The organism is Streptomyces yongxingensis, from assembly GCF_055597465.1.
Map to the genome: position 1 here is coordinate 2,681,678 of NZ_CM145717.1, position 14,232 is coordinate 2,695,909.

11 protein-coding genes are annotated in these 14,232 nt (G+C 72.9%); 1 reads left to right on the forward strand and 10 read right to left on the reverse strand.

The window, feature by feature from the left end; all coding sequences use genetic code 11:
- Window positions 1–53: 53 nt before the first annotated feature.
- Window positions 54–1,391 (reverse strand): transcriptional regulator, encoded by a 1,338-nt coding sequence (locus ACZ6TD_RS11245; RefSeq protein ID WP_470007391.1) that lies wholly within the window; start codon window positions 1,389–1,391, stop codon window positions 54–56.
- Between the two features lie 218 nt (window positions 1,392–1,609).
- Window positions 1,610–2,269 (reverse strand): trimeric intracellular cation channel family protein, encoded by a 660-nt coding sequence (locus ACZ6TD_RS11250; protein WP_079259600.1) that lies wholly within the window; start codon window positions 2,267–2,269, stop codon window positions 1,610–1,612.
- 234 nt (window positions 2,270–2,503) lie between these two features.
- Here ACZ6TD_RS11250 and ACZ6TD_RS11255 point away from each other — a divergent pair, with 234 nt between their 5' ends.
- Entirely contained in the window at window positions 2,504–3,754 is a 1,251-nt protein-coding gene (locus ACZ6TD_RS11255; protein WP_471353081.1) for a metal-dependent hydrolase family protein, read from the forward strand.
- Between the two features lie 166 nt (window positions 3,755–3,920).
- Here ACZ6TD_RS11255 and ACZ6TD_RS11260 read toward each other — a convergent pair whose 3' ends face one another.
- From ACZ6TD_RS11260 to infC, 8 genes are all read right to left on the reverse strand, one after another.
- Window positions 3,921–5,138 (reverse strand): PP2C family protein-serine/threonine phosphatase, encoded by a 1,218-nt coding sequence (locus tag ACZ6TD_RS11260; RefSeq protein WP_471353083.1) that lies wholly within the window; start codon window positions 5,136–5,138, stop codon window positions 3,921–3,923.
- A 596-nt stretch (window positions 5,139–5,734) separates the two neighbouring features.
- Window positions 5,735–8,260: a phenylalanine--tRNA ligase subunit beta gene (gene pheT / locus ACZ6TD_RS11265; RefSeq protein ID WP_471353085.1), complete on the reverse strand. Its 2,526-nt coding sequence runs from the start codon at window positions 8,258–8,260 to the stop codon at window positions 5,735–5,737.
- Window positions 8,260–9,390 carry a phenylalanine--tRNA ligase subunit alpha gene (pheS, locus tag ACZ6TD_RS11270; RefSeq protein WP_471353088.1) on the reverse strand — a complete coding sequence of 377 codons (1,131 nt, stop codon included), beginning with the start codon at window positions 9,388–9,390 and terminating at the stop codon, window positions 8,260–8,262. Before pheS ends, pheT begins: the two co-directional genes overlap by 1 nt.
- Before the next feature lie 218 nt (window positions 9,391–9,608).
- Window positions 9,609–10,820 carry a sensor histidine kinase gene (locus tag ACZ6TD_RS11275; protein WP_471353090.1) on the reverse strand — a complete coding sequence of 404 codons (1,212 nt, stop codon included), beginning with the start codon at window positions 10,818–10,820 and terminating at the stop codon, window positions 9,609–9,611.
- A gap of 44 nt (window positions 10,821–10,864) precedes the next feature.
- A complete protein-coding gene (locus ACZ6TD_RS11280; protein ID WP_471353092.1) occupies window positions 10,865–11,698 on the reverse strand; it encodes a TrmH family RNA methyltransferase in 834 nt (277 codons plus the stop codon).
- 825 nt (window positions 11,699–12,523) lie between these two features.
- Window positions 12,524–12,907, reverse strand: a complete 384-nt coding sequence (rplT, locus tag ACZ6TD_RS11285; protein ID WP_009713826.1) for a 50S ribosomal protein L20 — start codon at window positions 12,905–12,907, stop codon at window positions 12,524–12,526.
- 112 nt (window positions 12,908–13,019) lie between these two features.
- Window positions 13,020–13,214: a 50S ribosomal protein L35 gene (rpmI, locus tag ACZ6TD_RS11290; protein WP_020867203.1), complete on the reverse strand. Its 195-nt coding sequence runs from the start codon at window positions 13,212–13,214 to the stop codon at window positions 13,020–13,022.
- Window positions 13,215–13,358: 144 nt separating this feature from the next.
- On the reverse strand, window positions 13,359–14,000 hold the full coding sequence (gene infC, locus ACZ6TD_RS11295) for a translation initiation factor IF-3 (protein ID WP_079153538.1): 642 nt from the start codon (window positions 13,998–14,000) through the stop codon (window positions 13,359–13,361).
- Between the last annotated feature and the right edge of the window lie 232 nt (window positions 14,001–14,232).

The window sequence follows — 14,232 nt, forward strand, 5'->3', positions numbered from 1 at the left end:
GCCATCCTGGGCCACCCGCTGACGAGAGTGCGGACCCGCGAGCGGAACCGCGGTCACAGAGGAACGCGCAGTGCCCCGTCGATGAGTTCGGCGGCCTCGGCCGTCGCGGCGCTTCCGCTGGCCGCGAGGTGCTCCCGTACCGCCCGCAGTCGGTCGCGTAACCGCTGGGACTCCATGCCCCGCGCCCGCTCGGTCATCTCCACCGCGGTGGCGCCCGCCCGGTCCGCCTCGCCCTGGCGCAGCTCGATATGGGTGAGCATGGCGAGCCGGTGCACCCGGCCCCGGTCGTGGGCGGGGGTGCCGACCGCGGCGGTGGCGTGCTCGCGGGCGCCACCGAGGTCGCCGAGGCTCAGCAGCGCCTCGGCCACCTGGACGTTCACCAGACCCGGCTGGACGTAGCCGGTCTCATCGGGCTCCTGGCCCGGTCTGATCCGGTCGGCGGCGGTCTCGGCGCGCCGGATGCAGGACAGCGCCCCGGCGCCGTCGCCGAGCCGGGCGTACGCCTTGGCCTGCATGGCGTAGAGGTCGGCGGCGAGGGCGGGGGTGATCTGGGAACCCGCGGCGCGCAGCGCCGACTCGGCGAAGGCGACCGCCTGCCGGTACTCCTTCATGAAGAGGGACTGGTTGACCAGCAGCGCTATCACATACGCGCCCAGGCCCCGGTCGCCGCTGGCCTTGGCGAGCCGCAGCGCCTGGTGGAAGTAGCGCTGGGCCAGGCCGTGCGCGTTGGAGTCGTAGGCGCAGATCCCGGCGATGGCCACCAGGCCGCCGGTCGCCCGGTGCAGTTGGCGGCCGGTGTCGTCGGCGTAAGCGCCGCGCAGCAGCGGCGCGGCCTCGGAGTTGAGGAACCCCACCACCCGGGTCCGGGTCGCGACGCCGCCGGCCTTGCGGTACATCTGCTCGTAGTGGGCACGGGCGGCGCCCAGCGTCTCGATGTCGGTCATGCTGACGCGGGTCAGCCCGCGCCGGGAGACATCGGAGTCCTCGGGAGGGTTCTCCCACTCCCACACCGGGATGACGGCGGGGGTGCCGGTGACCGCCGGGGCCTCGACGACATGCGGGCGCTGCTGTTCGTCGGAGCGCCACAGCGCGGTGGCGCGCTCGACGAACCCGGAGAGCGGGGTGGCGGGGCCCCGGGCGCTGCCGGGGGTGCCGAGGCCGATGTCGTCCAGGGTGAGGGCGCGGTGCAGCCGCTCGCCCAGCACCTCGCAGATGAGGTCGGGCACCTGGCCGCGCGGCCGCTGGCCCTTCAGCCACCGGGCCACCGCGGTGTGTTCGTACCGCAGCTTCATGCCCCGGGCCCGGCCCGCCTCGTTGACATGCGCGGCCAACCCCGCGTGGGAGACTCCGGCCTCGTCGAGCACGGAGTCGAGCAGTGTGTTGGGCTCCATCTCGCCCTCCCGAAGCGCTCGGTGGCGCCAGCGTAGTGGAGGGCGATTCGCACGGGGTGTGAATCGGGACGGCGGAGGACGCGGGAGCGCCGGGAGCCCGGGCGAGGGCGTCCCGGCACCGGGCGGACGGCCCCAGTGATCAGCGACGATGAGGAACAAGCTCATCCCACATGGCTGAGTGGGCGTGGAGCAGTACTGCTGCCCGGCCATTTCCCTGGCTACCGGGCCGATTTGTCGTCGGACCCGGCGATGCCGTCGGCGCGGTGCGGCCCTGGCGCGTTGAGCCCGTAGTGGTCGCCGATCATCCGCAACGTGAAGCAGGCGATGGCCGCCCCCAGCGCGGCGGGCACACCGTAGACGCCGGTGCGTTCGCATGCGACGGTGATCCCAGCCCCCAGCAGCGCGGGGATCGCGTACAGATCTGCGTACAGCACCGTCGGCAAGCGCAACACCAGCACGTCCCGTAACGTGCCGCCACCGACTCCGGTCACCATGCCGAGCAGCACGGCCTGCGGCGCGCCGATGTGATACTCCAGCGCGGTGGTCGCTCCGGTCACCGCGAACAGACTGAGGCCGGCCGCGTCGAACACCGTGATCAGCGTCGTGTAGCGCTCCAGGTGCCGCCACAGCAGGAACGTGACCATGCCGCCGGCTACCGCGACAGCCAGGTACCGCCAGTCGCTGAACGTTGCCGGGGGCAGTGCGCCGGCGAGCACGTCCCGGAGCACTCCGCCGCCCAGGGCGGTCACCATGGCGAGCGCGAGCACGCCGACGATGTCCAGACGTGCCACCCGCGTCGCGGTGAGCGCGCCGTTCAACGCGAACGCGAAGGTGCCCAGCAGGTCGAGTACGAGGTGCAACATTCCATAGCCGTGCATCGTCGGCCCCTCGCACCTCCCGCCGTCGCTCGTCTTAACGTCCTCGGCACTGTCTCACCAGGTCACAGTGCGCGCACCGCTTTGACCCGAACGGCCGACACGCGATGCGCGGCCTGTCGCCGCGCCGGCATCCTGGATCCTGGCGGGACCGATGGCGAGCGAGTGATACCTGGTGGGGCGCAAGCGGAGGGTAACGCTGTGACAAGACGTGGCTGTGACACGGAACAGGGCGCGGTGGTGCTGATCGCCGACCGGAGCTGGGACGGTCTCGCGGACCGGCCCTCCGGGCGCACCGAGGTGGCCGTGCGCGACGGTCGGGTCGCCGAGGTGGGTCCGACCGTCGACCGCATCGGCGCCGAGGTGGTCGAACTCGGTGATCGCATGCTGCTGCCGGGACTGATCGACTGCCACATCCACACCACCGTCGATCCCAGGCGGCTCCTGCGTGCCTTCGCATCCGACGGGTCTGCGGCGATCGCGCTGAGCGCCCTGCCGGTATTGCGCAACCTGCTCCACCGTGGCTTCACCACGATCCGCGACCTGGCCACCTTCGCCGCCGAGCCGGTCACGCTGTATCTGCGCGACGCCATCGCCCGTGGTCACATTGTGGGGCCGCGGATGGTCGTCGCGCCGTACCTGATCTCCGCGCGGGGCGCGCACGGCGACGCCTCGACACTCCTCGCGTCACACTTCGACCGCGAGATCGGCGCGCTGGCAGACGGCGCGGACGAGATCACGCGCAGGGTACGCGAGACCATCCGTGCCGGCGCCGACTGGATCAAGTTCGGCGCCACCGGCGGCTTCGCCACTCCCTCAGACGATCCCACGCGGACCACCTACACGCAGGAGGAGATGAACGCGCTGGTCGCCACGGCGCGCGACGTGGGCATCCCCTGCACGCCGCATGCCTACGGTGACGAGGGCGTGTCGCGTGCCGTCACCGCCGGTGTTCGCTCGATCGAGCACGGCAACCTCGCTTCGGCGTCGACACTGGCCCAGATGGCTGAACGGGGCGTTTTCCTCGTGCCGACCCAGTTCATGGTCCTCGACGCGCTCGACCACCTCGACGACGACAGCTACTGGGAGGGTAAGGATCCAGCGGAACGGGTGAAGTTCACCCGCTACGCCGACCAGCTCCGGGAGTCCGCGCACAACGTGGCCGCAAGCGACGTGCGCATCGCGTTCGGCGCCGACGCCGGTATGTTCCCGCACGCCGACAACTGGCGCGAGTTTCCGGCGATGGTCAAAACCGGTATCGCCACCGTGCGGGCCCTTCGCGCTGCCACCAGCGTCGCCGCCGACCTGCTCGACCGTCCCGACCTCGGACGCCTCCAGCCCGGCGCGACCGCCGACCTGATCGCACTGCCCGCCGATCCCTTCGACGACATCACGGCCGTTGCGGACGTCGACTTCGTCATGCAAAAGGGCACCGTGCACCGCGGTCCCACCCCTGGTATCGCAGGTAAGCCCCCAACGGGACGCTAGCTAGTACCGCGTCAGTCAAGGTTTGCCCGGTAGCGAGGCGTCCTGGTGCGGTCAGCTGCAAGGCGCCGAATCGGCCTCGTAGTGGGCCTACTCGGTCGGTTCGGCAACGCCGCAGATGGCCGTGCCAGGGCGGCGAGCGGGGCAAACCTTGGCTGACGCGGCACTACTAGGCCCGGTGGGCGTCGGCGGCGGGGCGGGTGAGCGGCGTGGGGGTTGCGAGCGGGCAGCGGTCGTAGCGCAGGGCGAGCAGCGCGACGTCGTCGGCGAGCCGGCCGCCGGTGTGGCGCAGCAGCGCCGAGCGCACCCCCGCCACGACCGCCGCGGGGACGAGCGGTCCGGCGCCCGGGGCCTCGGACAGGGCGCGGCGCAGCGGGAAGAACGTGCCGTGGACGTCGCGGGCGTCCTCGGCGCCATCGGTGTGCAGCACCAGGGTGTCCCCGGTCCCCAAAGAGCCCCAGCGGGCGATGGGAAGCTCGTCGGGGAGCGGGAAGAGGCCGAGCGGCGGCAGCACCTCGCCGGGGGCGGTCTGCCGGGCCAGGGCCGGGCCCACGGGCTGTTCGCGGAGGCGGTACGGCCACGGGTGGCCGCAGTTGAGCGCGGTGATCTCGCCGTCCCGGCCCACCTCCAGCAGCAGCACGGTCACGAACTCCTCGTCCACGTGGCTGTCCAGCGGGCACTCCTCGCTCACGCGGGCCCGCAGATGGCGCTCCAGGGCGCGGTCGAGCCGGCGCAGCACACCGGTGAGCCGGGGTTCCTCATGGGCGGCCTCGCGGAAACTGCCGAGGACGGCGGCCACGGTGCCGATCGCGGCGAGGCCGTGCCCGCGCACATCGCCGATGATGACGCGGACGCCGTACGGGGTGGCCAGCGCCTCGTAGAGATCGCCGCCGACGGTGGCGCCCCGGCTGGCGGACAGATGGCCGCCGGCCAGCTCGATGCCGCCCAGCCGGGCCGGGAGCGGCCGCAGCACCACGTCCTGCGCGGCGGCGGCCACCGCCCGGAGCTCCTCCAGCTCGCGGACCAGCCGCCTCCTGCGGCCCGCCGTCAGATAGCCGCCGACGGCCACACCGATGATGGCGCAGCAGGTGACCAGCGGTGCGTGCGGCTCCTCCACCTCGCCGTCGGGCTCCAGCGCGGTCGGAGGGGCGAGGGCGAACAGCAGGCTGGCGCCGCCGAGCAGCAGAACGCATCTGCGGCGGCCGCCGCTCGCGCAGGCGATGGCGGGTGCGGCGGCGATGAGGGGGACGACCTCGGTGTGGTGCGGGGTCAGCAGTTCCCAGCAGATGACGCCGAGCACCCACAGACAGGGGACGGCGCGGGTGGCCGCCCGCAGATTCCGAGCCCTCCGTACGAACGCGCCGCCGACTGCCGATGTCCCGATCATGTGTCGCCCCCAACGCCTGCCAATGAGGCGGTCGGCCGAGCCCCCGGACGGTCGGTCCCGCATGGGCCGTACGACCGGCACGATTCTTGCGACAGCTTCTGCCAATTGGACCAGCCGCCTCCGCATCTCACCTGATCGGGTGACAGCGGCCTGGCCGCCCACCCGAACACCCCGCCGTGCCGCGGACGAGGTGTCGGCTGTTCGCCGTCCACCGGGTGGGGTGGCTCGGGGCTGCGCCCCGGGCAGCCCCGAGCACCCGCCGTAGGCGGCCGCCGGGGGAAGGCGCGGACTTTCCGTCCCGGAGCCGCAAGGCGTGTGAGCCGCCGCCCCGCCGCGCCCGAGATGCCGACGGCGCATACTCGGCCACCTGCCTGCCCGCGACCCGCACGGGCCGGGCGGGCGATCGCGGGCCGGGCCGAGCCGCGTCCGTACCCTTCGTGCGGGCCCTGCGGCCCGCTGCGCAGGGGCTTCGCGCCCGGTCGGCGCGGTCGGCGCGGGCTGACCGGGCCGACCGCGGCGAGGGACGGCGGAGGGGCGCACCCGTTGCGTAACGGGTGCGCCCCTCCGTGGTGGCGAGCGGCGGGAGCCGGTTGCTGTCAGGCTCCGCGCAGGGTGGCGCCCGTGCGGTCGGCGGCCGCCGACACCGCGGCGTCGCGGGACGCGGCGATCTCCTCGGCGGTCAGCGTGCGGTCCGGGGCGCGGAAGCGCAGCGCGTAGGCCAGCGACTTCCTGCCCTCGCCGAGCTGCTCACCGGTGAAGACGTCGAACAGGCGGAGGGATTCGAGCAGGTCCCCCGCGCCCTCGCGCAGCGCCGTCTCGACCTCGGCCGCGGGCACGGACGCGTCCACGACCAGCGCGACGTCCTGGGTGGCCACCGGGAAGGTGGAGACGTGGGGTGCCTCCACGCGGCCGGTGCCGGCCTGCTCCAGCCGGTCGAGCTCGATCTCCATCGCGCAGGTGCGCTCGGGCAGGCCCAGGGCCTTGGTGACCCGGGGGTGGAGCTCACCGGCGTTGCCGACGAGGATCTCCTGGCCGTCGACGACGGCCAGCAGCGCGGCGCAGCGGCCCGGGTGCCACGGGTCCTGCTGGTCCTGGCGGACGATCAGCTCGGCGCCCGCCTCGCGGGCCACGATCCGGCCCGCCTCGACGGCGTCGGCCCAGCTCACCGGGGTGCCCTTGCCCCACCAGCCGGCCTGCTCGCGGTCGCCCGCGAGGACGACGGCGGCGCGGCGCGGCTGGTGCGGCAGCGCCGCGTTGAGCCCGGCGATCTGCTCGTCGGTGGGACGGCGGTCGACGGGCAGGATGGCCGCGGGCGGCTCGTCACCGGTGGCGCGGAAGACCAGACCCGTCTCGAAGAGCGCGTGGTCGTGCTCGCCGCGGCCGGCGTTGCGGCGCAGCGCGCCGAGCAGCCCGGGCAGCAGCGTCGTACGGAGCGCGGGCTCGGTGTCCGAGAGCGGGTTGACCAGCCGGACCAGATCGCGCCGCGGGTCGTCGGCGGCCAGCCCGAACTGGTCGAGGACCTCCTCGCCGAGGAACGGGTAGTTCAGCGCCTCGACGTATCCGGCCCCGGCCAGCGCCCGGCCGACCCGGCGGTGCAGCCGCTGACGCTCGGTCAGCCCGCGCCCGGCGGGGGGCCGGGGCAGCGTCGAGGGGAGGTTCTCGTACCCCTCGAGCCGGATGACCTCCTCGGCCAGGTCGTTGGGGTCGGTGAGGTCCGGCCGCCAGCTGGGCACGGTGACGGTGAGGTCGTCGGCGCCGTAGACATCACAGCCGATCTGCTGCAGCCGGCGCACCACGGTCTCGCGGCCGTAGGACACCCCCGCGACCTTGTCCGGGTGGTCGGCGGGCAGCGTGATGGTGTGCGGGGCACTGGGCGCGATGATCTCGGTGACGCCCACCTCGGCGGTGCCGCCCGCGAGCAGCACCAGCAGATCGACGGTGCGCTGCGCCGCCGCCGAGGTGGCCTCGGGGTCGACACCGCGCTCGAACCGCCGGGACGCCTCGGAGGACAGCTTGTGGCGGCGGGCGGTGCGGGCGACCGGGACGGGGGCGAAGTGGGCGGCCTCGATGACCACCTCGGTGGTGCCCGCCACCTGGCCGGACTCGGGGTCGGCGGCGGTGTCCGCGATCTCGGTGTTGGCGCCGCCCATGACACCGGCGAGGCCGATGGGGCCGCTCTCGTCGGTGATGACGAGGTCCTCGGCGTCCAGCACGCGCTGGGTGCCGTCGAGGGTGGTGAGCTTCTCGCCGGGCTCCGCGCGGCGCACCCCGATCGCCCCGGTGATCCGGGAGCGGTCGTAGGCGTGCAGCGGCTGGCCCAGTTCGAGCATCACGTAGTTGGTGATGTCGACGGCGAGCGAGACCGGGCGCATCCCGGCCTTCTGGAGCCGGCGCTGGAGCCAGATCGGGGAGTGCGCCTCGGGGTCGAGCCCGGTGACGGTGCGGGCGGTGAAGCGGTCGCAGCCGACCGGGTCGGCGACCTTGACCGGGTAGCCGTGGCTGTTGGGCGCGGGCACGTCGAGGAGGGCCGGGTCGCGCAGCGGCAGCTCGTAGGCGGTCGCGGTCTCGCGGGCGACACCGCGCATCGACAGGCAGTAGCCCCGGTCCGGGGTGACGGCGATGTCGAGGACCTCGTCGACGAGCTGGAGCAGCTCGATGGCGTCGGTGCCGACCTCGTGCTCCGGGGGGAGCACGATGATGCCGTCGTGGTCGTCGGACATGCCCAGCTCGCTGGCGGAGCAGATCATGCCCTCGGAGACCTTGCCGTAGGTCTTGCGCGCGGAGATCGCGAAGCCGCCGGGCAGCTCGGCGCCGGGCAGCACGACCACGACCTTGTCGCCGACCGCGAAGTTCCGGGCGCCGCAGACGATGTTCTGCTGCTCACCGGTGCCGTTGGCCCGGCCGACGTCCACCTGGCAGTAGCGGATGGGCTTCTTGAACCCCTCCAGCTCCTCGATGGCCAGCACCTGCCCGACGACCAGGGGGCCCTTGAGCCCGGCGCCGAGCTGCTCGACCGTCTCGACCTCGAGCCCGGCGGCGACGAGTTTGGCCTGTACGTCACGGCCGGTCTCACCGGCGGGCAGGTCGACGTACTCCCGCAGCCAAGAAAGCGGGACCCGCATCAGATCTCCATCCCGAAGGGCCGGGTGAAGCGCACATCACCCTCGACCATGTCTCGCATGTCTTCCACGTTGTGCCGGAACATCAGCATCCGCTCGATGCCGAAGCCGAAGGCGAAGCCGCTGTACCTGTCCGGGTCGACACCGCAGGCGATGAGCACCCGCGGGTTGACCATCCCGCAGCCGCCCAGCTCGATCCAGCCCTCGCTGGAGCAGGTGCGGCAGGGCCGGTCCGGGTTGCCCACGGACTCGCCGCGGCACACGTAGCACAGCATGTCCATCTCGGCGGACGGCTCGGTGAACGGGAAGAAGTTCGGCCGCAGCCGGGTGGACATGCCCTCGCCGAAGAGCGCCCGCACCATGTGGTCGAGCGTGCCCTTGAGGTCGGCCATGGTCAGGCCCTCGTCGATGGCGAGCAGCTCGACCTGGTGGAAGACCGGGGTGTGGGTGGCGTCCAGCTCATCGGTGCGGAAGGTGCGGCCCGGGCAGATCACATAGATGGGCGGCTCGCGGTCGATCATCGACCGGATCTGCACCGGCGAGGTGTGGGTGCGCAGCACCACACCGGAGCCCTCGCCGTCCTGGTCACCCTTGGCGCCGCGCACGAAGAAGGTGTCCTGCATCTCGCGGGCGGGGTGGTCGGGCGGGAAGTTGAGCGCGTCGAAGTTGAACCACTCGGCCTCCACCTCGGGGCCCTCGGCGACCTCGTAGCCCATCGCCACGAAGACGTCCTCGATGCGCTCGGAGAGCGTGGTGATCGGGTGGCGGGCGCCGGCCGGGACGCGGTCGTACGGCAGGGTGACGTCCACCGCCTCCTCGACCAGCACCCGGGCGTCACGCTCCGCCTCCAGCTCCTCCTGCCGGGCCTTCAGCGCCTGGTTGACCTGGCCGCGGGCCTGGCCGACGCGCTTGCCCGCGTCCGCCTTGGCGTGCGGCGGCAGGGCGCCGATCTCACGGTTGGCGAGGGCCAGCGGCGAGCGGTCGCCGGTGTGGGCGACCTTCACCTCGCGCAGCGCCTCGAGATCCCCAGCGGCGGCGATGGCGGCGAGCGCCTCGTCCCGCCTGCGGGCGATCTCTTCCGGTTTCAGTGCCTCGACCTCGACAGGGTCGTACGACTTATTGGGTGCCGACATCTCTTCCCGTGCTTCCGATTGTCCCCCAGCTACCGCTGGGAGGTGCCGAGCTGCGCGACCCCGGCTCGACTGGCTGCGACCGCTGCGCCCCATGAAGGGGACGCCAAGGTGCCAAAGCCCGAGTCTAAGGGGCGCGAGAGGGGTGCTGTCCCGGGGGACACCGCGCGACGGCCGCCGCGCTCGGGGTCCGCCCCGTGCCGGAGAAGCCCGCGGGCGGATCAGGCCAGATAGGCCGGGGTGCCCACGGGCAGGGTAAATCGGAACTCCGCGCCGCCGCCGCGGGCCCGGTCGACGGTGATCGTCCCGCCGTGGGCCTCGACGATGCCCTTGACGATGTAGAGCCCCAGGCCGGTGCCGCCGCGCTTGCTGCCCCGCCAGAAGCGGGTGAAGACGCGGCTCATCGACTCCTCCGGGATACCGGGGCCCTCGTCGCTCACGGTGACGGCGGTCCTTTCGACAGTGGGGCCTTCCGTGGGGCCTTCCGCGACCGGCTTGGCCGGTGCGGGCGCGATATCAATGGTGACCGTTCCGTCGCCGTGGCGCACCGCGTTTTCCAGCAGGTTGCCCAGGACCTGATCGATCTTGTCCGGATCGGCCCACAGCCTGGGCAGCGGCCCTCTGACCCTGATCAGGAACCGCTCGGCGGTGTGCCCGGCCGCGGTGAGCGCCTGCACATGGCGGCGGACGGCGGCGGCGAGGTCCACCGGCTGGCGGCGCACCTCCAGCCGGCCGGAGTCGATCCGGGAGATGTCCAGCAGCTCGGCGATCAGCCGGGTGACCCGGTTGGCGTCGGCGTCGACGGTCTCCAGCATCAGCCGCTTCTGGTCGTCGGTGAACCGCTCCCACTTGGCCAGCAGCGTGGCCGTGAACCCCTTCACGGACGTCAGCGGCGAGCGCAGCTCATGGGCGACGGTCGCGATCAGCTCGGCGTGGCTGCGCTCGGTGCGGCGGCGGGCCTCGGTGCCGCGCAGACAGACCACCACCCGGCGCACCGGCCCGGTGGGCCGCTCGCGCACATAGCGGGCCGAGACCAGCACCTCGCGCCCGCCCGGCAGCAGCAGGTTCCGCTCGGGCTGACCGGCCCGGATGGCCAGCCCTCCATAGGGATCGGTCAGCGCCCACCAGCGCCGGCCGTCCAGGTCCTCTAACGGCAGGGCCACCTCGAGCCGGCGGCCGATCGCGTCCGCGGGGTCGGTGGCGGTGATGCGGGCCGCCGCCGCGTTGAAGCACGTGACCAGGCCGGTTTCGTCGGCCACGACCAGGCCGTCGGGCAGATCGTCGGGGTGCGGCCCGAGCGCGTCCGGCGCGCCGCCGGGGCCGGGCACACCAGCTCCCACCCCGGTGGGCGGGTGGTCCTGCTCCCCGCCGGGCGGCTCCGCTCCGGGCGCATGGGCTTCGGCCGCCCTGGCGCCGGAGGTCCTGACGTCCATCCCCACACCCCCTCTCGGATCCCCTCCCAGAGGGGGCAACCCTACTAGGTCGATGTGACGGAGCGGCACCCTGCGGGAGCGCGCTGCGCACGAGCGGAGGCATAGAGGCACACGGCGGCGGCCGTGGCGAGGTTGAGGCTCTCGGCCCTGCCGTGAATCGGAACGCGCACCACCTCGTCCGCGAGTGCGCGGGTAGCCTCCGGCAGGCCCCATGCCTCATTGCCGAAGACCCAGGCGGTGGGGGCGCCCAGCAGCCCGTCGTCCAGCTCGGTGTCCAGGTCCCGCTCCCCCGCCCCGTCCGCGGCCAGCACCCGCGCCCCGGCCTCCCGCAGCCCGCTCACCGCACGCTCGACGGGCACGCCGACGGCGACGGGGAGGTGGAAGAGGGAGCCGACGGAGGCGCGTACGGCCTTGGGGTTGTACGGGTCCACGGAGGCGTCCGTCAGCACGACCGCGTCCGCCCCGGCGGCGTCGGCGCACCGCAGCACGGTGCCGGCGTTGCCGGGGTCGCGGACGTTGGCGAGGACGGCGACGAGCTTCGGCCGGGCGGCCAGGATCTCCTCGAACGGCGAGTCCAGGAAGCGGCACAGTCCGACGATGCCCTGCGGGGTGACCGTGTCGGACATCTCCGCGACGACGTCATCGGTCGCGGTGAACACGGGGATGTCGGCGGCGCGGGCGGCGTCGAGGATCGGCTGGTGGCGCTCGGTGGCGTCGGGGGTGGCGTACACCTCCACGAGGTGCGCGATGGCCTCCCGTACGGCCTGCGGCCCCTCGACGATGAACCGCCGCTCCTTGCCGCGGAAGCTGCGCTTGGCCAGCCGCCGGGCCGCGGTGACGCGTGGCGATCGCAGGGACGTCAATTCGGGGGTCGCCATGGGGTGGGTGCGCTTTCTCGTGTGGTGTGGTGATGGCACGGGCCGGGATTTCCCCCACCCCGCCCCTTCCCGAATCCGGAGGCAAGCCCCCGGGCCCCCGGAAGGGGCGGCGGCGCGCCCGGCCGCGGCAGGCCAGGCCCCGGCCCGCGGAGAGGCCAGCAGCGTGCCCGGCCGCGCCGGGGCACGTCCCGGGCCCCGGAGGGCTCACGGCGCCCGGTCCCGGGGACCAGCGACGTGCCCGGTTGCGGCGACGCAAGCCCCCACAGGGGCAGCGGCGCGACCGGCCGCGGGCATCGTCCCGCAGGGCGGATTCCCCCACCCCGCCCCTTCCCGAAACCGGGAGCAAGCCCCCGGACCCCCGGGAGGGGCAGCGGCGCGCCCGGCCGCGCCGAGGCAAGCCCCAGGCCCCGAAGGGGCCCCGGCCACGCAAGCCCGCGAGGACAGCCGCGCGCCCGGCTGCGGGCAACCGACCCGCAGGGCGGGGACCCACCCGGTTGTGGGCAATCGTCCCGCCAGGGGGCACCTCCCAGCGGTAGCCGGGGGAGGGACGGGTGGGCACAACCCGGCCACCGGGGCGCACCCGGCAACGAGACCCGAGGGGGCAGCGGGGCGCACCCGCACGGCGGCGACGGGTGGGCGCACCCGGCCGCCGGGCCGCGACCGGTGACGGAACCCCGGGGAGCACAACCCGGCCACCGGGCCGCGGCCGGTGACGAAGCCCAAGGGCCGCGGACGGGGGGCGGAGCCGCAGGGGGCGACGACATGCGCGGACCCGCAGGTGAAGCCTTCACCTGCGGGTCCACTCGGCAATGCTCAGCGCAGCGCTTACGCGGCCTTCGGCGCGTTGACATCGCTCGGCAGCGCCTTCTGCGCAGCCTCCACCAGCGCCGCGAACGCGTTCGCGTCGTTGACCGCGAGGTCCGCCAGGATCTTGCGGTCCACCTCGATGTTCGCGGCCTTCAGACCCTGGATGAAGCGGTTGTACGTCATGCCATTGGCGCGGGCAGCGGCGTTGATGCGCTGGATCCACAGCTGGCGGAAGTCGCCCTTGCGCTTCTTGCGGTCGTTGTAGTTGTAGACCAGAGAGTGGGTGACCTGCTCCTTGGCCTTGCGGTACAGGCGGGAGCGCTGGCCCCGGTAGCCGCTGGCCTGCTCGAGGATCGCCCGGCGCTTCTTGTGGGCGTTGACTGCCCGCTTGACGCGTGCCACTTGTTTAACTCCTTGTACGGGGCCGCGGGTGACTCACGCGGCCCGGAAACGAATAGGTCTCGGTGGGTCCCGGTCTGGCGCTCGCCTGCCCCGCCGGAGCGGGGCGGGGGCGTCACTTGCCGAGAAGCTTCTTGATCTTCTTGGCGTCGGCAGGGGCCATCTCGACCTTTCCGGCCAGGCGGCGCGTCAGCGTGGACGGCTTGTGCTCGAGAAGGTGGCGGCGACCGGCGCGCTGGCGCACCACCTTGCCGGAGCCGGTGAGCTTGAAGCGCTTGCTGGCACCGCTGTGCGTCTTGTTCTTCGGCATGTCGCCGTACTCTCCTCGTCGGGGCGCTTCCGCCCCATCCGGGCGTGGCCCGATCGGGCCACGGACCGGTGTACGCGGAAGCGTCTGTTATGTCGGTCTGTGTCGGGACCAGGGTCCCGGGGGCCGAGGCTGGCGCCTCGAACTTCAGGCCTCGGCGGGCTCCTCGGCAGGCTGCTCCACGGACGCGTCCGGAGACTGGTCCAGGTGGGGAACGCCCTGACGCTCCGCCTTGCGGGCTGCCTGTGCCTCACGGGCTTCGGCCATCGCCTCGGTCTTCTTCTTGTGCGGACCGAGAACCATGATCATGTTTCGGCCGTCCTGCTTGGGGTTGGACTCCACGAAGCCCAGCTCCTGGACGTCCTCAGCGAGCCGCTGCAGCAGACGGTAGCCGAGCTCGGGCCGGGACTGCTCACGGCCACGGAACATGATCGTGATCTTGACCTTGTCGCCCTGCTTGAGGAACCGGACGACGTGACCCTTCTTGGTGTCGTAGTCGTGCGGATCGATCTTCGGCCGGAGCTTCATCTCCTTGATGACCGTGTGCGCCTGGTTCTTGCGCGCCTCACGGGCCTTCATGGCCGACTCGTATTTGAACTTTCCGTAGTCCATGAGCTTGCAGACCGGCGGACGGGCGTTCGCCGCCACCTCGACCAGGTCGAGGTCGTACTCCTGCGCAAGCTCCAGGGCCTTGGCAAGCGGCACAATGCCGACCTGCTCGCCACTGGGACCGACGAGTCGCACCTCGGGGACGCGAATCCGGTCGTTGATGCGGGGCTCGGCGCTGATGGATCCTCCTCGGTTACACCACGCGACCGCCTGGCGGACTGCCGCGTAAGTCTGTTTCGGTTGAGACCACCGCGCCGTGACGCACAAAACGCCCCGCACGGTACACAGGCGGGGCTCCTCACTGACCGGGAGCACCGCCGCGATATCACCGCGGGGCGCAGCCTGACCGAGGACCTGCCGACCCAGGGGTCGGGAGGTGGGAGCGTGGAGCCTCCACTTGTGGGCCGGACAC